22 protein-coding genes are annotated in these 22315 nt (G+C 63.2%); 9 read left to right on the top strand and 13 right to left on the bottom strand.

Annotated features, from left to right (window positions below; translation table 11 throughout):
- Positions 1–173 precede the first annotated feature (173 nt).
- The 5 genes from NKH97_RS26210 to NKH97_RS26190 all read left to right on the top strand — a co-directional run bounded on the left by NKH97_RS26210 (position 174) and on the right by NKH97_RS26190 (position 5167).
- The gene (locus NKH97_RS26210) at positions 174–1982 is read left to right on the top strand and encodes a dipeptide ABC transporter ATP-binding protein (RefSeq protein WP_352799069.1); all 1809 of its coding nucleotides are present in this window, start codon (positions 174–176) and stop codon (positions 1980–1982) included.
- 163 nt (positions 1983–2145) lie between these two features.
- On the top strand, positions 2146–2508 hold the full coding sequence (locus NKH97_RS26205; RefSeq protein WP_245273081.1) for a hypothetical protein: 363 nt from the start codon (positions 2146–2148) through the stop codon (positions 2506–2508).
- Between the two features lie 132 nt (positions 2509–2640).
- Entirely contained in the window at positions 2641–4077 is a 1437-nt protein-coding gene (locus NKH97_RS26200) for a multicopper oxidase family protein (RefSeq protein ID WP_502896765.1), read from the top strand.
- A gap of 41 nt (positions 4078–4118) precedes the next feature.
- A complete protein-coding gene (locus NKH97_RS26195) occupies positions 4119–4559 on the top strand; it encodes a DUF411 domain-containing protein (RefSeq protein ID WP_023809387.1) in 441 nt (146 codons plus the stop codon).
- A 161-nt stretch (positions 4560–4720) separates the two neighbouring features.
- Positions 4721–5167, top strand: a complete 447-nt coding sequence (locus NKH97_RS26190; protein ID WP_245273084.1) for a hypothetical protein — start codon at positions 4721–4723, stop codon at positions 5165–5167.
- 105 nt (positions 5168–5272) lie between these two features.
- Here the strand turns inward: NKH97_RS26190 and NKH97_RS26185 are convergent, their stop codons facing one another.
- The 8 genes from NKH97_RS26185 to NKH97_RS26150 all read right to left on the bottom strand — a co-directional run bounded on the left by NKH97_RS26185 (position 5273) and on the right by NKH97_RS26150 (position 13658).
- On the bottom strand, positions 5273–6055 hold the full coding sequence (locus NKH97_RS26185; protein WP_352799068.1) for an ABC transporter ATP-binding protein: 783 nt from the start codon (positions 6053–6055) through the stop codon (positions 5273–5275).
- A 10-nt stretch (positions 6056–6065) separates the two neighbouring features.
- Positions 6066–6833: an ABC transporter permease gene (locus NKH97_RS26180; RefSeq protein WP_031212557.1), complete on the bottom strand. Its 768-nt coding sequence runs from the start codon at positions 6831–6833 to the stop codon at positions 6066–6068.
- Between the two features lie 100 nt (positions 6834–6933).
- Positions 6934–7941 carry an ABC transporter substrate-binding protein gene (locus NKH97_RS26175; protein WP_031212560.1) on the bottom strand — a complete coding sequence of 336 codons (1008 nt, stop codon included), beginning with the start codon at positions 7939–7941 and terminating at the stop codon, positions 6934–6936.
- 200 nt (positions 7942–8141) lie between these two features.
- A complete protein-coding gene (locus NKH97_RS26170; protein WP_023809392.1) occupies positions 8142–9440 on the bottom strand; it encodes a hypothetical protein in 1299 nt (432 codons plus the stop codon).
- 109 nt (positions 9441–9549) lie between these two features.
- Positions 9550–10281, bottom strand: coding sequence for a histidine utilization transcriptional repressor HutC (gene hutC / locus NKH97_RS26165; protein WP_023809393.1), 732 nt, complete (start codon positions 10279–10281; stop codon positions 9550–9552).
- A 32-nt stretch (positions 10282–10313) separates the two neighbouring features.
- On the bottom strand, positions 10314–11339 hold the full coding sequence (locus NKH97_RS26160) for a zinc-dependent alcohol dehydrogenase (RefSeq protein WP_352799067.1): 1026 nt from the start codon (positions 11337–11339) through the stop codon (positions 10314–10316).
- 15 nt (positions 11340–11354) lie between these two features.
- A complete protein-coding gene (gene hisD / locus NKH97_RS26155) occupies positions 11355–12677 on the bottom strand; it encodes a histidinol dehydrogenase (RefSeq protein ID WP_023809395.1) in 1323 nt (440 codons plus the stop codon).
- Between the two features lie 207 nt (positions 12678–12884).
- Positions 12885–13658, bottom strand: a complete 774-nt coding sequence (locus tag NKH97_RS26150) for an SDR family NAD(P)-dependent oxidoreductase (protein ID WP_023809396.1) — start codon at positions 13656–13658, stop codon at positions 12885–12887.
- A 130-nt stretch (positions 13659–13788) separates the two neighbouring features.
- Here NKH97_RS26150 and NKH97_RS26145 point away from each other — a divergent pair, with 130 nt between their 5' ends.
- Together NKH97_RS26145 and NKH97_RS26140 are read left to right on the top strand one after the other, a co-directional pair.
- Positions 13789–14892, top strand: a complete 1104-nt coding sequence (locus NKH97_RS26145; RefSeq protein WP_023809397.1) for a histidinol-phosphate transaminase — start codon at positions 13789–13791, stop codon at positions 14890–14892.
- 108 nt (positions 14893–15000) lie between these two features.
- Positions 15001–15372: a hypothetical protein gene (locus NKH97_RS26140; RefSeq protein WP_245273087.1), complete on the top strand. Its 372-nt coding sequence runs from the start codon at positions 15001–15003 to the stop codon at positions 15370–15372.
- A 147-nt stretch (positions 15373–15519) separates the two neighbouring features.
- Here the strand turns inward: NKH97_RS26140 and NKH97_RS26135 are convergent, their stop codons facing one another.
- The 5 genes from NKH97_RS26135 to NKH97_RS26115 form a co-directional block, all read right to left on the bottom strand.
- Positions 15520–16203, bottom strand: a complete 684-nt coding sequence (locus NKH97_RS26135) for an SGNH/GDSL hydrolase family protein (protein ID WP_023809399.1) — start codon at positions 16201–16203, stop codon at positions 15520–15522.
- Positions 16204–16267: 64 nt separating this feature from the next.
- Positions 16268–17221: an ABC transporter permease gene (locus NKH97_RS26130; RefSeq protein WP_023809400.1), complete on the bottom strand. Its 954-nt coding sequence runs from the start codon at positions 17219–17221 to the stop codon at positions 16268–16270.
- 3 nt (positions 17222–17224) lie between these two features.
- Positions 17225–18187 carry an ABC transporter permease gene (locus NKH97_RS26125; protein ID WP_023809401.1) on the bottom strand — a complete coding sequence of 321 codons (963 nt, stop codon included), beginning with the start codon at positions 18185–18187 and terminating at the stop codon, positions 17225–17227.
- 10 nt (positions 18188–18197) lie between these two features.
- A complete protein-coding gene (locus NKH97_RS26120) occupies positions 18198–19709 on the bottom strand; it encodes a sugar ABC transporter ATP-binding protein (RefSeq protein WP_023809402.1) in 1512 nt (503 codons plus the stop codon).
- 81 nt (positions 19710–19790) lie between these two features.
- The gene (locus NKH97_RS26115) at positions 19791–20870 is read right to left on the bottom strand and encodes a substrate-binding domain-containing protein (protein WP_023809403.1); all 1080 of its coding nucleotides are present in this window, start codon (positions 20868–20870) and stop codon (positions 19791–19793) included.
- 342 nt (positions 20871–21212) lie between these two features.
- Between NKH97_RS26115 and NKH97_RS26110 the strand changes: the two genes are divergently transcribed.
- Together NKH97_RS26110 and NKH97_RS26105 are read left to right on the top strand one after the other, a co-directional pair.
- Positions 21213–21863 carry an SGNH/GDSL hydrolase family protein gene (locus tag NKH97_RS26110; RefSeq protein WP_023809404.1) on the top strand — a complete coding sequence of 217 codons (651 nt, stop codon included), beginning with the start codon at positions 21213–21215 and terminating at the stop codon, positions 21861–21863.
- A 57-nt stretch (positions 21864–21920) separates the two neighbouring features.
- The coding region (locus NKH97_RS26105) for a helix-turn-helix domain-containing protein (RefSeq protein WP_352799096.1) at positions 21921–22315 on the top strand (395 nt) is incomplete at its 3' end.

Here is a 22315-nt window from a genome sequence, read left to right as displayed (position 1 = left end):
TCTGCTCCGGAGACCGTCGCGCTGCTTCGGCAGGCGGCGACAATCTCTGCTGATCCGAGAAAGGTAGATTGCGCTCCGGCTTAATCCGAGTAATTTTATAGAGATAATGCGTTGCGAAAGCGGAAGCGATTGCCCTCGATCGCAGCCCGCGAAGAAAGTGGTTTCAAGTCCCCATGTCCTCCTCGGTTCTGAACGTCGACCAGCTGTCCATCGCCTATGACGGGCACAAGGGATCGCATCCCGCCGTCAGCGGCGTGTCGCTGCATATAGGCGAAGGCGAAGCGCTCGGCCTGGTCGGCGAGTCGGGATCTGGGAAAAGCTCGGTGGCGCTCGCCATCCTGCGCTATCTGCCGAAGAATGCCCGCATGGCGGTGTCAGCGCTCGAATTCCAGGGCCGGGAAATCCGCGACCTCTCCGCCGAGCAGCTGCGCCAGCTCCGGGGAAATCACATCGCCGCCGTCTACCAGCATCCGGGCGCGGCCCTCAATCCGAGCATGACGATCGGCCGGCAGATCACCGAAACGATCATGCGGCACCGCCCGGTTCGCCCCGACGAGGCGCGCGAGCGTGCCGCGGAACTGCTCGGACGGGTCCGCGTCAGCCATCCGGAGCGTGTGCTGGATCTCTATCCGCACGAATTGTCCGGTGGCATGCAGCAGCGCGCCAACATCGCCATTGCGATTGCGCTCGATCCGTCGCTGCTGGTGCTGGACGAGCCAACGACGGCGCTCGATGCCAGCGTCCAGTCCGAGATCATCGCCATCCTGCATGACCTTCGCAAGGATCACAAAACCAGCATCCTGCTGATCAGCCACGACATCCATATGATCCGCTGCTCCTGCGACCGTGTGGCGGTAATGCAGGAGGGCACGGTGGTCGAGAGCGGCGCCGTCGGCGATGTATTCGACAACCCCTCTCATGCCTACACAAAGGCGCTCATCGCCTCGATCCCGGCGCTCAACTACACCAAGCGGGACGGAAGACTGGCGGAGACGGACGGCATGCCAGCGCACCCCACAGCCCAAGGCGAAGACGCCGGCTTGCCAAAAGAACGCCGGATCGCGATCGCCTGCAAAGGCATCAGTCATGCCTTCGGCAGCCAGCCAGTGCTGCACTGCATCGATCTCGACATCGGCCAAGGCGAAACCTTCGGGCTGATCGGCGAGTCCGGTTCCGGCAAGTCGACCCTGGCACGCATCGTCACCGGCCTGCAGACGCCCAGCGCCGGATCGGTCGAGCTGTTCGGCAGAACGGTCGCGCCGCGCGTCGAGAAGAGAAACCTTGCCGAACGCCGCGACGTGCAGATGGTCTTCCAGTCGCCGGATCGCACGCTCAACCCGCGCCAGCGGATCGGCAGGATCCTTGGCCGCCCGTTGCGGCGGCTCGCCGGGCTGCGCGGCAGTGAGGTGAGAGCGCGCGTCAGCGACCTGCTGCAATCGGTCCGCCTCGCCGGCGCCACGGCCGAGCAGAAATCGCGGTCGCTTTCCGGCGGACAACGGCAACGGGCGGCGATCGCGCGCGCCTTCGCCGGCGTGCCGAAGGTCGTCGTGCTCGACGAACCCACCTCCGCACTCGACGTCTCGGTCCAGGCGACAGTGCTCAACCTGCTCAACGACCTGCAGCGCGACAAGGACACCACCTATCTGTTCATCAGCCACGACCTCAGGGTGGTGCGCTACATGGCCGACAGAATTGGCGTGCTCTATCGCGGCCGCTTGGTCGAGACAGGCTCATCCGACCAGATCTTTCGCGGCCCGAACCACCCCTACACCGCACTGCTTCTGGCGGCATCTTCCGATGAGGCCGCGCCAAAGCTTTCCGCTTCGGTCGAGACAGAGGCCACCGGCATCCCGAACACGGGATGCTCCTTCGCCGACCGCTGCCCGCTGGTCCTGCCCGACTGCAGAAAGGCAGAGTCGCCCGCTAACGAGGTCGCGCACGGCCACCGGATCGCCTGCTGGCGGCACAGCCAGGGTTTTTGAGCGGCTCAACAGCAGCCCGAAGGCCCGCGGCAGCTCGGTTTTAGCGGCAGGCGCGATGCGATGCCGGGATTGTCGCAGCATTGGAATCCAGCTTGCAAAAGCCATCTTTTGAGGCCAGCCTAGACGGATGATGGCACGCCGGTCGCCAAAACATATTCTTGTCATGCTGCTCGCGGTATTCCTGACCGCCGGGTTCAGCCTGTCTGCCGCTCAGGCGAGCGTCATGTCGGCGAAGATGATGATGACGACTGGCAGCGGCATGCCTGCCGGCACCGGCATGGCCAGGATGGCCGACACCGCCATGAATGGCGATTGTAGCGCGTGCCTCAAGGGCGCCGCCGACAGTGGCAAATCGATGCATTGTCCGCCGACCTGCGTCGCACCGGTGCTCGCGGTGTTGCCGCTCGAGTTCGCGGCGATGACTTTGACCCGGGCATCGCTGCCGTCGGCACTGCCGACCCCGTTCCTTCATGGGCGAAGTTCCTTGCCCGACCCATTCCCTCCCAAATCCACCGATCTCGTCTGACGCAGTTTCAGCCGCCTCGCGGCTGACTTCTGGCGTTTGATTACCGCTGGCGCTTTGCGCCGGCGAGCACACGGCAACTCGACGTCGAGAGGCTCGCCGTCGATCGAGATCGCAAAGGGCTTGAGAGTGAGTATCGATTTCAGTCATTCCATTTCACGCCGCAGGTTTGTCCTCGCGGCGGCGGGCGTTGCGGCGGCCACCGTAGTGCGCCCCGTATCGTCGATGGCATCCGCCGTCGATGAGCGCCGCATAAGGATGGCGCCGGGCCAGGCCATGTTCACCGGCGCTAGCGGTCCGCTTACGCCTGTCTGGACCTATGATGGGACGGTCCCAGGCCCGGTGCTGCGCTTACGCCAAGGCCAGCCCGCCCGTATCGTCGTCGAGAACGGATTGAACGAGGACACGACAGTCCACTGGCATGGCATCCGCCTGCAAAACGCCATGGACGGCGTGCCCGGCCTGACACAGCCGCCGATCAAGCCGGGGACAGATTGCGTCTATGAATTCACGCCGCCCGACGCCGGCACCTTCTGGTACCATCCGCATGCCAACAGCCTCGTGCAGCTCGGCCGCGGGCTGGCCGGCGTCCTCGTTGTCGAGGAGACCGAACCTGTCGCCGTCGACCGCGACCTCCTGTGGTTGCTGCAGGACTGGCGGCTTGCCGACGACGGGCAGATGGCCCTCGGCTTCGGCAGCGCGATGGACGCGGCGATGTCCGGCCGCGTCGGCAACGTCGTCACCATCAACGGCACGGCGCCGGCCGACCAGAGCGCAAGGGCGGGCGAACGCGTCAGGCTGCGGCTGGCCAATGCCTCGCTCGCCCGCATCATGGCGTTGCGCTTCGAAGGCCACCGCCCGGTCGTCGTGGCGATCGACGGCCAGCCCTGTGATCCGCACGAACCGGATGACGGCCGTCTTGTTCTGGCACCCGCCATGCGCATCGATGTCATGATCGACACGCAGGGCGACCCGGGCAAGCGTTACGCGGTGATCGACGACTTCTATGACGGTCTCGCCTATACGCTGACCACGCTTGCCTATGACAGCGCATCGCCGCTTCGGACCCATCCTCTCGACACGCCGCTTGGCCTGCCGCGCAACCCGTTGCAGCAACCCGATCTCGCAAGCGCCGAACGTCAGGAGATCGTCCTGCAGGGCGGCATGATGGGTGGCGGCAAGCTCGCCGGCGTCGGCGGCATGATGGGCATGGCGACACCCGGCATGAAGGGTGGCGCGGCCTGGGCGATCAACGGCATGTCGATGACCGGTGACGGCCACGCCGGCATGGCGCCGCAGTTCACCTTGCCGCGCGGCGCAACCTGTCATCTCACCATGCGCAACGAAACCGCCTGGTGGCACCCGATGCACATCCACGGCTTCAGCATGCTGGTGCTTGCGCGCAACGGTTCGCCGGTGACGCACCGGCAATGGCAGGACACGGTGCTGCTCGCCCCCAAGGACACGATCGAATGCGCTTTCGTCGCCGACAATCCAGGCGACTGGATGCTGCACTGCCATGTCGCCGACCACCAGATGGCCGGCCTCATGACGGTGTTTCGAGTGACCTGATTTTCTCGTCAAACAACGTCAAGACAACAAGGAGAACTGCGATGAAACTGACTTACTCCCTCGCCGCCTTAGCGGTCGCGATCGCCATGCCGCTGCCAGCTGTCGCGGCGACCATCAACGCGGTGATGTACAAGAACCCGCAATGCAGCTGCTGCGAATCCTATGCCAACTATCTGGAACACAACGGCTTCAAGGTCGACATCAAGCCGGTCAACAACCTGTCCCAGATCAGCAGCGATGCCGGCGTGCCGGCCGACCTCGAAGGCTGCCACACGCTGATGGTCGACGGCTATGTCGTCGATGGCTTGGTGCCGGTCGATATCGTCAAGAAACTGCTGACGGAGCGGCCCGCCATCACCGGCATCACGCTAGCCGGCATGCCGACCGGCGCTCCCGGCATGGGTGGCGAGAAGGCCGGCCCGTTCATCGTCTACGCCTTCACCAAGGACGGCAAGGCGCCCACCGTCTACGCGACGGACTGAAAGGCAACCGCGATGTCTGCCGATATGTCGGATTGCCCTGCCCGAACCTGGCTCGCCATGATGTTCCGGTCCTTCGCACGGCCTCGTGTCCTGCTTTTGCGCCATTTCGCATACAAGGACATGAGTTTGTGCTAATATACAATGGCCATGCACCTTCGTGCGTGACCAACCAATGGGAGGATGCAATGAAAACCATAAATCGCAGGTCTGCAATTGCTCTCGGTGTGACGGCCGCCGCGATTACGCCTCTGTTCACCCTGGCGGCATCCGCGAAGGTCAAGAAATACGGCCCGAAGGAAGGCAAGGAGATTGCGCCCGGTGTAAGGGTGGTGGAGGTCGGCACCGGCGACTCCGACATCGCCGCTTACAAGAGCATCGCGATCGTCGATGTGGTGTTTCAGCCCGGAGCGCACGCTTCCGCGATGATGATGGACAACGACATGGTATGCACCATCACTTCAGGCGCGTTCACCATCAAGAAGGCAGACAAGGAATTCAAGCTCAAGACGGGTGACATGTACACCTGCGCCAAGGGCAAGACCGACGAGGCGACGAATACAAGCAAAGAGGTCGGCGTGCATCGTATCGCCGTCCTGATACCTGCGTAGCAGTTGGAGTTCCGGCCGGACAGGCGGCTTGCATGCTGTCCGGCCGTCGTTTGCGTATCGCCGGGTGCTAGCCTCGTCCGGCATGATTGGGCCTACCACAAGCGCCTACGCCATTTCGGGGCGTTTTGAACCCTCGCGGATGGCCTTTTGCACGCCGCGCTGCAGATCCATGAATGCAGGGCTTTCCATCACCTCTTCGCGGCGCGGGCGCTCGATATCGACGTTGAAGGTCTGGGTGATGCGGCCCGGGCCGATGCCCATGACGACGATGCGGTCCGACAGATAGACGGCCTCCTCCACATCATGGGTGACAAACAGGACGGTCAACCTGTGTTCCTCCCAGATCTGGGTGAGCAGTTCCTGCATCTGGTGCCGGGTCAAGGCATCGAGCGCGCCGAAGGGCTCGTCCATCAACAGCATCTTGGGCCGGTAGGAAAGCGCGCGCGCAATGGCGACGCGCTGTTTCATGCCGCCCGAGAGTTCGGCCGGGTAGCGGTCGGCGCTGTCGGACAGCTTGACGAGTTCGAGATGCTCCAGCGCGATCCTGCGGCAGGTCGGGCGATCGTAGCCGGCGGCCTTGAGGGCAAACTCGATGTTCTGCCGCGCCGTCAGCCAGGGAAGCAGCGTGTAGGACTGGAAGACGACGCCACGGTCGAGACCCGGCTGCAGGATCGGCGCGCCGTCGATGCTGAGATCGCCCGCGTCGAAGTCCTGCAGTCCGGCAACGATCGACAGCAGCGTGCTCTTGCCGCAGCCCGACGTACCGACCAGGGACACAAACTCGTTGTCGGCAAGATCGAGGTTGATATCGCGCAGCACTTCCGTGCGCCGTTCGCCCGTGCCGAAGCTCTTGCGGAGGCCGGCGATCCGCAATTCGGGGAAACTCATCGGCTGGACCTCATTGCGAGCGGCCCTCTTGCTTGAACAGCACCTTCTCCAGCGCCTTCATCACCTGGTCGGTGATGAGGCCAAGCAGGCCAAGCAGCAGGATGTAGCCGATGATCGTGTTGGTCTGGAAATAGCGCTGCGACACGGTGATGCGATAGCCGAGCCCCGAAGTCGCGGCGACAAGTTCGGCCAGCACCAGCCAGGTCCATGCCCAGCCCAGGCTGATGCGCAGCGTATCCCAGATACCCGGCAAGGCGCTGGGGACGACGATGCGCGTCAGGATCTTGCGATCCGGCAGGCCGAGTGTGCGCCCAAGGCCGATGAAATCGGTGGGAACCCGTTTGACGTTGTCCATGATCATAAGGACCTGCTGGAAGAAGGTGCCGATGAAGATGATCAGGAACTTCTGCGAATCTCCGGTGCCGGCCCAAAGAATGGAGAGCGGCACGAAAGCGACGACCGGCATGTAGCGGATGAAATCAACCAGCGGCTCGATGGCCGCTTCCCAAGAACGGAAACTGCCAATCAGAACGCCGATCGGTATCGACAGTACCGAGGCGATGAGGAAGCCGATGGAGATGCGATACATCGAGGCTTTGAGGTCCAGCCACAACGTGCCGTCGGCAGCGAGCTTGGCGATCTGCGTCGCGACGCTGCCCGGCGAAGGCAGGAAGATCGGCTTTACCAACCCCAGTCCGGTCGCCGCCCACCAGGCAAGGCCCAGCCCAACGAACACGGCCACCGCGATGATCAGAAAGCGCGACCTGGCGATGGGCACGCCGATCCCGGAGGATCGGCGGCGCCTCGCCTGTTTCGCGATCGGTCCTGGCGCCGGTCGCTCCCCGGGCATCTGTGTCACCACCGCGATCCGGCCTTGATCATTCCGCCGCCTTGACGAAGGACGGGTCGATCATCTGCTCCGGCGTCACATCGGCCTGCAGCAGCTTGGCGTTCTTGGCGGCGGCTTCGACATCGGCGAAGGTCTTGGTGGTGAAGTCGCCGGTGAGCGCCGTCTTGTTTTCGGCCAGCGAGTAGTAGCGCACGCCGTCAAAGGCGGTGTTGAGGTCCTTGACGTCCGAACCGACAGCCTTGGCGATGATGGCGCGGCCGCCGGGCGTATCAGCATTGTAGTCCTTGAGCGCTGCGTCCCAGCTCTTGATCATGGCCAGCACCTGGCCGGGCCGCGACTTGATCACCTCGTCACGCACCACCAGCACGTCGCTGATCAGGCCGGGATCCTCGCCGGCGGTGAACAGAAGCTTGAGGTCCTTGTTCTGCGCCATGGCGACGGTGAGGTACGGTTCATAAGTCACCGCGACCGGCACCTGACCGGCGATCAAGGCGCTGCCGGCATCGGACGCCGGCATCGGGACCGGCTTCACATCGTCGATCGACATGCCGTTCCTGGCGAGCGCGTATTTGAGCAGGATGTCGCTCGTCGTGCCTTCCTCGAAGGCGACCTGCTTGCCCTTAAGGTCCGCGATGGAGGTGACGTCCTTGCCGGCGATGATGGCGTCGGCGGTCATGGAGACGTCGAGCAGCAGCACGATCTTCACCGGCAGGCCGGCCGCAACCATGCCCATCGCCGTGTGGGTGGCGATGTTGGCGGCGTCGAGCTGGCCGCTTGCAAGTGCTGCATTGATGTCCTTGTCCTCGGCGAAGTTGACGATCTGGACGTCGCTCAGCCCGTTTGTCTTGAACAGACCCTTGGCCTCGGCGACATGCCACTGGCCATAGCCGAGCCAGGGCTCGATGCCGATCTTGAACGCTCCTGCCTCGGGCGTGGTGGGAATGGCCGCATCGGCCGCGTAGGCTGCCGGGGCGGCGGCGAGTCCGATGGCGGCGGCCATCACGAGCGCGCGAAACTGTCCTGTTAGGTTACGCATCATCTTTGTTCCCCTTGATGATCAGACCGCTTTTTCTAGCTGAGGTAGCCGGTCTGGTGAGACTGCGGGTTTCTGCTCTTGCGGCACTGTGCCTCGGCGTCTTACCTGCCACTTCATGGTGAAGTGCGAGGATATTTCAGCGTCAGCGGGAGCGGATGTCAAGGCTAAAATACATACATGCATATACAAGTTGGAAAGACTCAATTTCCCACCTTGGCCGGATCGATCCGGTCGAGGAAACCTGTCACCCGATCGGCTCCGGCAACGGGTTCGCTGCCGACCATGACCGCGACTGAGAAGGCAATGAGGGAGGAGACCGGCGTGTGGCTGCGCGCGCCAGCCCGCAGGTTCATAACCAGCGTCGGCGACAGGAAAAGACCGGCTCGCAGCACCGCGCGCCAATCGGCCGGCAGCATGCCGCGCCGTTTGAGCTCCAGCAGCAATGGCCGCCACAGCGCTGTCGCCTTGACCTCCAGCAGGTCGCGGCGGACGAGGCTCAGGTCCCAGTCCGTGTCGACATGGAGCAGATTTCCGTCCAGCCGCGCCTGGGCGCGAAAAGCCTCTGTCGCGGTCGCCGGATCATAGAGCCAGAACGGGTGGGCGAAGATGTTGTGGAACGTCGCCTTCACCTCGGCCAGCAGCGTCGGGATGTGCGAGCCGGCAAAGGCGGGATCGAAGAAGGACAGCTCCGCCCTCCCCGCCTTCGCCGTGTACCAGACATTGGCGTTGTGGGCGTCGCCATGCGCGACCACGCCGCCGGCATCGGCAAGGCGGTCGGGCCGTAAGCGCACAGCCGCGGCATCGAAAAGCTCACCGATGCTGTCGGTGTACTGCTGGTCGTTGATGACGAATTTCAGCCGGGAAAACCGATCCCAATCCAGCTCGGCACCGGGAAAGACGAACGGCTTGCCGACATAGAAATCGGCCAGCCTTCCGCCTGGTGACAAGCGTGTCTCGGCATCGATCAGCCGCTCATGAAACAGCCTGTGGATCGGCTCCGCCGCCACGTCCTCGACAGTGACGGGATGCAGCGTCTCGAGATAGACCTTGAGCAGCCTGGCCGACAGGTCGCGCTCGGCAAGAACGGCTTCTTGCCGCTTGCAGGCATCGTCCTGCCCATCCAGCGCGAACAGCACATCCGAAAATCTTGGATCCGTGCGGCGGCGATAGACAAGGATCTGCTCGCCTGGTTGGGCAGACATATGCACGGGTTGGTCGACCGGCAGGCCGGCGCGCGACAGAATCTCGGCGCGGTAATACTCGCCCGTCATCGCCTCTTCCCGCTCCTCCTGATGGAACTTGAAGAAGTAGGCCTTGCCATCGTCCTCGAAGAAGCCGTTCAACGAATTGAGGCTGTACTTGTCGAAGTTGATGCGCACATTGCGGGGGGTCATCGCGAACAGGTCGCCCAGCAATGCCGCCAGCGCGCTTTGTGCTTCGGCAACATCATGCTGCGCGAGTGCCCGGATCCGCGCCGTGCGGCTCAGTGCCGGCGTCATCTGTCGCTCCTTCCAGCCAGTTCGTTCGCCGAGGGCGAAACCGTTTTCATCGATACATGTATATACATTGGCAGCGGGGCCGCTCCGACTTGCATTCGACCTGCTTCCGTTAGCTGCTTTTTGAAGGTGAATAGCGGCTGCCGAGCGAGTAGCGGCTGCCGGCATAAGTCAGCTTGCTGATCGTCGCCACCACCGCGCCTGTCCATGTCCGGCGGTGCAGGAAGAGGCAGCAGGCGCCGACATCGATGCCCAGATGCCGCGCCGTCTCGGCATCCGCCGGGATGGCGGAAATGATATGCTCGACCTCGGTCACCGGGGTTTTCTGCATGAGGTAGTCATAGGTCGCCGTCTTCGAAAAATCCTGCTTGTCATAGTCGGGGATGAGGCTCGGATTGACGAAGCGCTCTTCCAGTTGCACCGGCAAATCATTCTCGAAATTGACGACGACAGAATGATAGATCGGGACGCGCTTTGCGAACTCGAACGACAGCGCCAGCTCCTTTGTCGGCATGATGGTTTCGAGGACGAGGACTTCGGAACGATGCCTGTTGCCGCGCTCGACGATCTCGGCTGCGATGTTGTTGATCTCGATCAGTGTCGATTGCGGCCGCGGTGGCGCGATGAAAGTTCCCACACCTTGCAGACGGATCAGGAACCCGGCCGAGGTCAACTCTCTGAGCGCCCGGTGAACCGTCATCCGCGACACGCCGAGTGAAGCCACCAACTCATTCTCGGACGGCAGCTTGCGATCCTTGCCCCACCGGCCCGTTCCGATGTTGGCCAGGATGTAGTCCTTCACCTTCTCGTAGAGAGGGCTGGCCGTGTCAGGCAAAGTGACCATTTCCAAAGTCCTTTCCGGCGATTCATCGGAAATCACGACCGCTCGACAGGTTGCCGCATGCGGATGATTGTTTTCAAGCCGTCGCTGTGTCCCGCCAACAGCCGCTCATAGGCAGCCGGAATGTCATCCAGGCCAATCTCCTGGTCGATCAGCGCCAACAGCGGTTCGCTGAGCTCACCTAGCATCCGCACGGCCTCGGGCAGCTCATCGGCAAAGGCGTGGCATCCCAGCAACCCGATTTCGCGTTCGACCAGCGTATTGGGATCAATGTTGAGGCGGCCGTGAAAGATGCCCACCATGGCGATCGTGCCGCCGGGATCGAGAACGCCAAGCAACTGGTTGAGCGCCGCGACGCTGCCGGTCGCCTCAATGGCCGCGAGCAGCGGGGCATTGGCGGTTGCGGCGGCAACGGCATCCCGGTTCAGATCGACCATCGTGGCACCCGTCACCCGCGCCACCCGGGCGCAGCGGCTCTGGTTGCGGTCGGCGACGAGCACGATGCCGGCGAAGGTCCGCGACAGCAGCAGCGCGGCAAGACCGCCGATGGGCCCGCAGCCGACGACCAGCACCGCGCCTGCCGTTTTCGGCAGCCGCCACACCGCATGCAACGCCACCGCCAGCGGCTCGGCCATCGCCGCGACCCGCTCGTCGAGCCCGGCATCGATGATATGCAAGAGCCGTGCGGGCAGCACCGCCTGTTCGGCAAACCCACCGTCGCAGATCTCCCCCACAAAGCCCAGCGACGCACAGAGATGCCGCCTGCCGGCATGACATTGCGCGCAGTCTCCGCACCAGAACCGTGAATCGGCAACCACCCTGTCACCGACGGCGACGCTATCAACGCCTGCGCCGATGGCGGTCACCGTGCCGGCCAGTTCATGGCCGGCCGTCGACGGCGACCGGCTTATCCATTGCCCCGTGCGGAAATTGTGCAGATCAGAACCACAGATGCCGGCGGCATCGACCCTCAGCTTCACCCAGCCCGGATCCGGCGCGCCTGGCGGAGCGATGTCCTCGACACGCAGGTCACCAGGTTGATAAAGTCGAGCAGCCCTCATCGCGATCGTTTCCGCTCAGCCGGCGAGATAGCGGTCGCGGATTTCCGAGACCGCGTTCTCGTGCGAACTGAAGCCCTCATAGCGGGCAAGCCTGCGGGCATGCAGAGCGAGTTCCGGATAGGCCGCCGAGGTGACATAGCCGACCGACGAGCGCTTGACGAAATCCGTCACCGAAAGCGGGCCGTAGGTCCGCGCCCACCGGCTGGTCGGCAGCACTGCATTGGGTCCAAGGACGAAGTTGGCAAGGGTCACCGGCGTATGCGGTCCCATGAGGATTTCGGCCGCCTCGGTGATGCGTCCGAGATGGGCGAACGGCTCCGTCGACAGGATCTCGAGATGTTCGGGCGCATAGTCGTTGATGAAGCGGTAGCTGTCTTCCAGCGATGCGGTCAGCACGATGCCGCCGCGCTTGCCGGTCAGCACCGCGCGCGAAAACTCCACACGCTGCTCGGTCATCCGCGACCAGTGCTCGGGAAGTGCGGCGAGTGCTGCTTCTGCGATCTTGCGGCTGTGCGTCACCAGATAGGCCGAGGAATCTGGCCCGTGCTCGGCTTCGATCAACAGGTCGAGCGCGGCAAGCCCGCCGTCGACGCTGTCATCGGCAAAGATAATCGCTTCCGACGGGCCCGCCGGAAGGCCTGTGTTGATGACCGATGACAGCACGCTCTTGGCCGCCACCACCCACGGGCTGCCGGGACCGACGATCTTGAGTGCGGGCTTCACCGTCTCGGTGCCGTAAGCGACGGCGGCAACTGCCTGGGCGCCGCCGCATTTGTAGACCGTGCCCACGCCGGCGAGACGCGCGGCGACGAGCGTTGCCGCGTCCACCGAACCATCCGATGTCGGCGGCGTCACGATGGCAATCTGCGGCACGCCGGCAATCACCGCCGGCACCGACGTCATCATCGTCACCGACGGGAAAGCGCCCTTGCCGCGCGGCACGTAGAGCGCAACGGATGCGATGGGCGTGTACCTGTCCCCGGCATAGGCGCCCGGCCGGACTTCCTTGAGCCACATCGTCTCCGGCTTCTGCTCCTCATGGAAGCGCCTGATGTTGTCGATGCCGAACTGGATGCTCTCGACGACGTCCCTTTCCACCTTGTCGAACGCCGCATCGAACTCGGCTTCCGACACCTGCAGTTCGCCCTCGGCGACATTGGCCTTGTCGAGTTCCCCGGCGAAGCGGATCAAGGCGGCGTCGCCTTCGTCCTTGACGGCCTGGATGATCGGCCGGACCTTCTCAACGAAGACCGTCAGATCGGCCTCGGCGCGCTTCAGCAGACTGGCGCGCTGGTCGGCATCGATGGATGACAGATCGTGGAAGCTGATGTCGGACATGATTGCTCGTCTCCTGGAACTCTTGGAACGCAATGACGGTTGGCCCGTGGATGGCCATAGTTCTGCGGGTCGACAAGCCGACCGGGGCAAGGATCAAAGCCGTCGAGAGGCTTCACTCAGGCAAAAGTATATACATGTATGTATGATGGTCGCCAGCAATTTTTCCATCATCCTTCCCGTCGAAACTGCGGAGGCAAACCTGCCTCATCAGATCGAGGCGAGAAAGCCGCCATCGACCGGAATGGACTGGCCGGTTATGTAGGCAGCCGCATCCGAAGCGAGGAACACGGCGATGCCGTGCAAGTCGTGGAGATCACCGAAACGCCGCTGCGGGATCTTGGCCAGCATGGAGTGCTGCCATGCCTCGTCGCTGTAAAAAACGTCGGTCATCGCCGTCCTGAAATAGCCCGGCGCGATGGCGTTGACCCTTATGCCAAGCTCCGCCCACTCCGCCGCAAGGGCGCGGGTCATGCCGAGCAGGCCCGACTTCGACGAGCCATACGGCACCGCGGTGGGGATTCCGACTTCGGATGTCAGCGAGCACAGATTGATGATGGCACCAGGGCGTCCGGCGTCGCGCATCTGCCGCGCGGCGGCCTGGGCGCAGAAGAACGCTCCCTTGAGATTCGTGTCGACGATCCTGTCCCACAGCGCCTCGTCGACATCGAGCGAGGGCCGCACCTCCTCCACGCCGGCATTGTTGACGAGAATGTCGAGACCGCCAAGCAGGCTGGCAGCCTCTGCGGTTGCTGCCCGGCAGCGGCCGACATCGGTGACGTCGAGAGCGATGGCGTGCGCCACTCCGCCGGCGGCGCGGATGGCTGCCGTGGTGGCCTCCAGCGAGGCCAGGCTGCGCGCCGTGACCGCGACGTCTGCGCCGGCAGCACTCAGCGCCTCGGCGATGCTGCGCCCGATGCCCCGGCTTGCACCGGTGACAAGCGCCTTCCTGCCGGAGAGATCGAAGAGAGAAGCGTTGCGCATGTGATCCTCCTGATCGGTGTCGGTTTCCGCTTCAGCGTCGAGACTATCAGATCAAGTTGCATATACAAGCATATACAAACTGTTTGGGCTACGGTACGGATGACGAAATCCACCGCAGAGGAGCCCGCCCTTGTCGAAAGCCTCGGATATGGTCCGTACCGAAGTCAACCGCCTGTCGCCCTACAATTCCGGGCTGACAATTGACGAGGTCATGGAGCGATACGCACCGGCCAGAATCGCCAAACTGTGCTCGAACGAAAACCCGCTCGGGCCCAGCCCGACCCTCGCCACGACGATGCATGCCGGCTCCGAGATGTTCCGCCTCTATCCGGACCCTGCCGGGCGCAAGCTGCGCCAGGCGATCGGCGACAAATATGCCGTCACCGAGGACCAGATTATCCTCGGCAACGGTTCCGAAGACCTTCTCTCCGTCATCAGCCGTGCCGTGTTGCGGCCGGGCGACGCGGTCGTCACGCTCTATCCGTCGTTTCCGCTGCATGAGGACTACGCGACGTTGATGGGCGCTACCGTCAAGCGCGTTGTCGTCAACGACGATCTGACCATTAATGTCGATGCGCTGGTCGAGGCGGCGCGCGAGCGGCCGCGCATGCTGCTGTTCTCGAACCCCATGAACCCGGTCGGCAGCTGGCTCTCCGGCGGCGATCTGTCGAGGGTTCTGGATGCGACGAGCGACGAGACGCTGATCGTCATCGACGAAGCCTATGCCGAATATGCCGAGGGCGACGACTATGCGTCGTCCCTGCCCTATCTCGAAAAGCTGGACCGGCCCTGGATCGTGCTGCGGACCTTTTCCAAGGCGTTCGGTCTGGCCGGATTGCGGATCGGCTTCGGCATCGTCGGTGACCCGGAGCTGCGCGCGCTGCTCGACCGCGTCCGCACGCCTTTCAACGCCAACGGCATGGCCCAAGCCGCCGCACTCGCGGCGCTGGCCGACGACGAACACCTCGCCAGGGTCGTCGCGCTGGCCAGGGCGGAGAGAAAACGCGTCGAGACTTTTCTGGCGAGCAAGGGCCTCGACGTCGCCGCCTCCAGGGGCAACTTCCTGTTCTTCAACTGCCGGCGAGATGCTTCCGTGTTCGTCGAAAGCCTGTTGCGGCAAGGCGTCATCGTCAAGCCGTGGAAGCAGCAGGGTTTTGACACCTATGTGCGCGTCAGCATCGGCTCGGCTGCGGAGAACGACCACTTCATGGCCGTTCTGTCGGAGCTGTTGTGAATACACGCTTTGATCGGGATTCGGAACGGACCAGCCAAATTGACCTGCTCCTTGCGGCAGCGAGGTACCAGTTCGGGCACGATGTCACGCTGCGGCGCAATTCGTCGAATGAGGCAGCAGATTTTTTTGAGCTTCAGGCCGACAGCAGGCCTTAACTTTCGCGGCGTGGGTTTTTACATCTCTGGGGTCTGCAAACGATCGACGCTTGAGGAGGCTCCCTTGCAGCAACCAGATGACATCGCCGCCCGCCGATTGGGCATTCTCATCGAGCAATATGTGGAAGCGCGCAAAAAACGATACGGCTATGTGTCGACCGAGCAGGCCTATCGGGCCATCCGGCAGGTCCTCAAACCCGTCATTCCCGACCGCGAACTCGACGACATGGTCGCCTCGCTTGCCGTGAAGAACGGTCTGGCGGTCGTTTTCGACCGCCAAACCAAAGCGTCCGCCGATGACGTAGCTCCGAGGCCAAGCCCCTAGATCGACGCACATCTGCCGGCGCAGGGCGCCATATCAATACGGGGCCAAACGCATCGTTCGGCCCCGCATCGATGTGCATCGCCGGAGGAACCTGCGATACACCTGCGCCGTGGGCCTGTGTGCCGCAAGCCGACGGGCGTGGCGGCTTCAAGCGGCGGTGCTGACCTGGCCCGGCTCGAGGATCGACTTGACCTTGCCGGCCACCGCGCGTCCCAGATCGGCGTTGTTTGCGGCGGTGAAATGAATTCCGTCGACACCGTCCGTGGTGAGGTAATCGCCGGCATTGAGGAAGTCGATCTTCATGAAATCCGCCATCGCCTTGTACTGCCTGGCCAGATCCCTGGATTTTTCGTGCCCGCCGCCGAACATGCCCTCGAACCACGGATCGGGCATCGGGGTCAGCGGCGGCGGCGCAATGACCAGCGCCTTCGGCGCCGGATAAGGCGTGCCGATGCCGCCGGCACTGGTCAGGATCTGCCCGACCAGTTTCGCCATTCCATTGGCGATCTCATAAGGCGTCCGGCGGAAATAAGACTTGGTGTCGTTGGTGCCGAGCATGACAATGACCAGGTCCAGCGGCAGATGGCTGGCGATGGCCGAGGGCAGATAATTGGCCCCGTTCAGGCGCGGATCGTTGGGGTCGTCGAGACAGGTGGTGCGCGCGCTCAGGCCTTCTTCGATGATATGGTAGCCCGCCCCCAGCGCCGCCGACATCACACCGGTCCAGCGCTGGTCATAGGGGTAGCGGTAGGTCGGCGACCCCTCCTTGACCGGAACCCAGCCCCAGGTCAGCGAGTCGCCGTAGCACATGATGTTTTTTGGCGGGGACATCCATGTTTCTCCATCTGTTTGCAATTGTCTGAACGCCGGCGCACTTGCTTTTCGCCGTCTTAAGTCAGGGGTTTCGCACGCGCACTCCGTAGAAGATCGCCGCGCCGAGGATGATGACGCCCTGCGCGATGAGCTTGCCGGGCTCGTCGATGCCGAGCACCGTCATCACCACGAACAGCAGCGCAAAGCACAGCGCCCCGAAGAAGGGCCCCCAGACGCCGCCGTCGCCACGACCGAAGACGACGCCGCCGAGGATCGTTGCCGCGACCGCCAGGATCGGCAGGTCGAGGCCGACACGGACGCTGCCGACGGCGATCGAACCGGTCTGCACCAGGGCCGCGATCGCCGCGATCAGGCCGGCGAGCGTATGCGCCAGGATGACCGTGCGCTGGACCGGCACGCCGGAAAAATGCGCGGCTTCGGCATTCTCCCCGACCGAGGCGACGTAGCGGCCAAAGACGGTCCGCGACAGAAGCAGCCACACCGAAGCGGTCAGCAGGACCCAGAACAGCACCGGCGTCGGAACCGACAGGAATTTCGTGTTGTAGAGGTCGTTGAACAGCTTCGGCACATCGCCGGGCGGATTGCCGCTCGACAGGAACTGCACCAGCCCTACCAGGATGATGCTGACCGCCAGCGTGACGATGACAGCCGACACCCGCCGGCTCCCTATCATGAAGCCGTTGAACAGGCCGATGACGAGGCCGGTGGCGAGCGCCAGCACGACGAAGAAAGGCATCGACGCGCCGGGGAAAGTGCCCGACGAGATGAAATAGTTGATGAGCAGGATGATGCCGCCGCCGGAGAGGTCGATCGACTTCACCCGCATGACGACGAGCTGCCCCAGCACCAGGATGCCGAGCGGGACGATCTGCCTGACGAAGATACCCATGATGTTGAGGTTGAGCATGTTCGGTCGCGCGATCCACAGCGTCGCCAGCAGCACGAGAAAGACAAAATAGGACGGCGGTATGCGCAGCAGGCGCCGGGCGATCGGATTTGCGAGAACGGCAGCCATCTTTTAGAGCCCCATCTTCTTGCGGGATTGCAGCCCGACCACCGCCAGCAGGATGCCGCCCTTGATCGCGGTCTGGACAAAGGGGGAGACGTTGGCGAGGTTCATGCCATTGGCCAGCAGCGCCATGACCAGCGCGCCGATCACCGTGCCGTGCAGGCTGCCTATGCTGCCGGAGAGCTGGGTGCCTCCAAGGGCGACGGCGGTGACGGTGTCGAGTTCGAAAAGCAGCCCGACATTCGGATCGCCCGACACGATGCGCCCGGCCAGGAAGACACCGGCAACGGCCGCGAAACAGGAACAGACCACATAGGCGAGGATGATGTTGCGACGGTCGGAGACGCCGAAATTGCGGGCAGCACTTTCAGCGCCCGAAGCAATGCCGCCGCCAATCGCAAACAGATGCAGCCCGTATCGCGATCCGTAGAGCAGTTTCCACGCTGCCAGGATCACGACGATGCCCCAGAAAACCGGATAGGGAACGCCGAGGAAACTGCCTGAGACGGCATCGATGACGATCTCCGGCACCGTACCGCCGGACACAGGACGCAGGATGCGCGTGATGCCGAGCACGATGTACTGCGTCGACAGCGTCGCGATGATCGGATGGACGTTGAAACGGGTGATCGCCAGGCCGTTGATCAGCCCGATGAGTGCCGCCAGCACGAAGACCGCCGGGATCAGCACGACAGCCGGCTGATCGAGCGCCAGCACCGCCGTGGTGAAGCTGATGACGGAGCCGACCGACAGATCGAGCCCGCCGATGAGCACGACCACCAACTGTCCGATGGCCGCGATGATCAGCGGCATTGCCTGGGCCACCAGGTTGAAGAGGTTTTCGGCCGTGGCAAATTGTGTCGTCTCGACGGTCAGCCACAGCGAAATGAACAAGGCGACCAGCAGTGGCAGGCCCCACAGGCCTTGCCGCGTGTTCCGGCCACTCAGGATGTTGAACAGCGAGCGAACCATGGCAGCCCCCCTAGTGCTGGCGCGCGGAGCCGCCCGTCAGGGCCGCGTCGAGGATCTTGTGTTCCGTCGCCTGCGCCGCCGGCATTTCGGCAACGATGGTGTCGTCGTGGACGACGTAGATGCGATCGCAGAGCCCGATCAACTCGATCGTCTCGCGCGACAGCACCAGCACGGCGCCGCCCTTGGCGGTAAAGTCGCGCAGCAGGTGGTAGATCTCGGACTTGGCGCCGATGTCGACGCCGCGGGTCGGCTCCTCGACCAGCAGAAGATCGAGATCGGCGGCCAGGTAGCGGCCGAGGAGAACCTTTTGCTGGTTGCCGCCCGACAGGGAGCCGACCGGCGCGGACGGCCCTGCCGCCTTTATGTTCATGACCTCCATCATGCGGGCGATGACGTTTCGATACGGCTGCGCCGGCGCGAGTTCGAATCGCCTCGAATGCAATCCGATGGCGATGTTGTGGGCGATCGGCAAAGCGAGGAAGAGCCCCTCCTCCTTGCGGTCCTCGGGAACGAAGCCGACCCTCAGCTGCTGCAAATGGCGAACGCCTGATGATGCCGGGAGCGGCATTTTCAGCGCTTTGCCGTTGACGGAAATCGTCCCGGCGGAGGGATGATAGCGGCCGATCAGCGATCTCAGGAAGCGCTGCTGGCCCTGCCCCTCCAGTCCGGCCAGGGCTACGATCTCACCCTTGTGCAAAGACAGCGACAGCGGCCGCGATGTGTCGGTGATTCTGAGGTTCTCGACTCGCAGGATCTCATCACCCTTATCGCCCGTGCGATCGGGAAAAAGGTCCTGGAGTTCGCGTCCGACCATCATGGCGATGAGGTCGTCGGTGGTGATCTCGGACACCATCCTGGTGCCGACCAGTGCGCCGTCCTTCAGCACCGTCACCGTGTCGCACAGCTCGAAGATCTCCTCCATGCGATGCGAGATGTAGACGATGGCTTTTCCCTTATCGCGCAGCCGGCGGATGTTGCGGTTGAGCACATCGACATCGGCCGCGTTGAGAGCAGCCGTCGGCTCGTCGAGGATAAGCACGCTGGCGTCCGCCTGGATGCAATGCGCGATCTCGACGAATTGCCGCTCGGCTATGGTCAGGTTGGAAACGAGTTGCGACGGGTCGAGCGTGAGGCCGAGTTCGCCAAGCGCCTTGGCGGTCTGGCTTTTCATCGCCCGATAATCGATCGAGCCGAACCGGGTCGTCGGCTCCCGGCCCAGAAACATGTTTTCGGCGATCGACAGATTGGGCAGCAGCGAATGCTCCTGGAAAACGGTCGAAATGCCGGCATCGAGTGCGGCGCGCGGCGATTTCAGATCGAGCTTCTCCCCGTTCATGAAGATCTCGCCGGAATCGGGCTGATGCACGCCCGCCAGGATCTTCATCAACGTCGATTTGCCGGCGCCGTTCTCGCCCATCAGGGCGTGGACGCTGCCCGCCTTGAGATCGAGGGAAACGGAATGGAGCGCCTTGCTCCCTCCGAATGCCTTCGAAATGTGGGACATCTCGATAAGATTGGTCACGAAACCCTCGAACGAACCAAATTCAACACATGGAACGGCCTGCGGGGAATGCTTGTCCACTCCCCGCCAGCCACGGCGCCGTCACTTCTTGCCGTAATATTCCTTGAGCTTGTCCTCGGGCAGTTCGCTCGGCCACCAGACATTGGCGGTCAGGTCGTCGCGATAGTATTTTTTGGCCTTGTCCTGGTCCCATCCGTCGGGATTATAGACATAGCGTTTGTAGAGCTGCTTGCCTTCCAGAAGGGCAACAGCGGCGCGCACGCCGGCCGCACCTTGGGCGGGGCTGTATTCCGGCGAGATCGACTTGAACCCGTCCGTGATCCACTGGCCGAAATAGCCATTGTTGCCCTCGCCCGAAATCGGCGGAACGGGCGTGCCGAACTGCTTGAAGACATCGACGCAGGCGCGCGTCATGTCAGCGCCGGACGACCAGATGCCGTCAACCTGTGGGTTGTTCAGATAAAGCGTCTCGCACAGCTTCTTGGCCTTGTCGTACTGCCAGTCACCATGCTCCTCGGCGATGATCTGCACATGCGTGCCCTTGAGCGACTCCAGGAGTCCGTTGTAGCGGTTGGTGTCTTCCGGATGTCCGGCCAGGCCACGCAGGACCCAGATCTTGCCGTTGTCGCCGACGGTCTTGACCAGCCAGTCGCCCATCACCTTGCCGAAATGCTCGGCGCCGCCCTGGATTTCGGTGGTGTAGGCGTCGGAATCGATGCGACCGGTGTGGAGAATGACGGGAATGCCGGCGGCGACCGCCTTGGCGATGCTGGCATTCGCCGATGTGCTGGTCACCGGCTGCACGATGATCGCGTCGACATGCTGCGCAATCAGGTCCTCGATATCCGCCACCTGCTTCTTCTGGTCGAAGCCGGCATCGAGCAGGATGAATTTCGAGATGCGCTTGTCCTTGGCCGCGGCATTCTCCGCCTCATGCGCCACCTGTACCGTCCACGTGTTTGCGTTGACGCCGAAGTCGCTCATTCCGATGACCCAGGGCGGGTCCTTCTTGAACGCACCGGCCGCGGTCATGCGCGTGTCGTCGGGGCGCGGCGCGACGCCGTCCATCAGCTTGATGTCTTCCGCATGCGCCAGGGACGTCACGGCAAGCGTGGACGCAACTAGCATCCCCAGGCCGACGGTTTTCAGCAATCCTAACATTCAACTCTCCTCCTTGTGGTTGTCCCGGCCTACGAATTCGTATGGCCGGCCGTACGAATGTGTACTGCCGCGAGACGCTCTCCCGATGCATGCTCGTCGTCGCAAACCGACCGATGCACGCGATTCTCCCGTCCCCGAACACATGCGTGTCGAGGCCCAACCCGGGCTGGACGATGGTGACGGTTGAGAACTCCTCCGGCACTTTAGAAGCACAGCGGATTCGCCCTGTCAATAGTTAGTCATGTTGAATGACTATTCCCTTGCTTGCCTTTCACCGCTCCGCTATCCATCATGAATGGCGCTCGCCGGCTTCGGCGCGCTGTCAGTCCCGGCGGGAAAAACATGCGATCAGTCTTGTGCTACGGCGACTCCAACACGCACGGCCAGATCCCCGGCAGGGGGCCGCTCGAGCGCTATGGGCCGGGTGAACGCTGGCCGGGAATATTGCGTTCTCAGCTAGGCCCCGACTGGTATGTCATCGAGGAAGGATTGAGCGGCCGCACCACCGTCCACGACGACCCGATCGAGGGCGCCCACAAAAACGGCAGAACCTATCTTCGCCCCTGCCTGCAGAGCCATGCGACGCTCGACCTCGTCATCATCATGCTCGGCACCAACGACCTGAAGATCCGCTTCAACAAGCCGCCGTCGGAAGTGGCGATGGGGATCGGCTGCCTCGTCTATGACATCAAGGAGCTGGCGCCTGGGCCAGGCGGCTCGACGCCCGAGATCATGATCGTGGCGCCGCCGCCGATGCAGGACGACGTCAAGGAATGGAAGTCCATCTTCGCCGGTGCGCCGGAGAAATCGCGCCTGCTCGCGCTCGAGTTCGAGGTTCTGGCGGACTCGCTCGAACTCCACTTTTTCGATGCCGGCTCGGTGGTGTCGTGCAGCGAAGCGGACGGCTTTCACATCGATGCCGAGGCGCACAGATTGCTGGGCACCGCACTTGCCCGCGCGGTCGATGCCATCGGCTGGAGCCGCTCGACATGAGCAACACTAAAGCCACCGGGCAACGAGCTCCAACCGACGGGGCGACCCTTGCCTGACATGAGGTTCGCACCACCCAATCCATTGCGCATCGCCGATCGCGCGAGCGGGCTGAATGCGTTGAGCGTCCGCAGCTACAATGAGCGGCTGGTGCTGTCGCTGCTGCTTCAGAACGAAGGCATTTCGCGGATGGAAATCGGCGAAAAAACCGGCCTCTCGGCGCAGACGGCATCGGTTATCGTCCGCTCGCTCGAGCAGGAAGGCCTGGTCTCGCAAGGCGAGGCGCAGCGCGGCCGCGTCGGGCCGCCCACCATCCCGCTTTCGCTCAACTCGGAGGGCGCCTATGCGGTTGGCGTCGGCTTGAGCACAACCCCGAGAGAACACACACGAAAACCATTTAAATGGCCCCGGGGCGTCCCCACCGCCAAAACCGCCGCGAACACCAACACCAATAA

The sequence above is a fragment of the Mesorhizobium sp. M0870 genome, assembly GCF_040319775.1.
Lineage (GTDB): Bacteria > Pseudomonadota > Alphaproteobacteria > Rhizobiales > Rhizobiaceae > Mesorhizobium.
The sequence above is the reverse complement of the archived record's forward strand: the minus strand, read 5'-3'. Positions and strand labels throughout refer to the sequence as shown.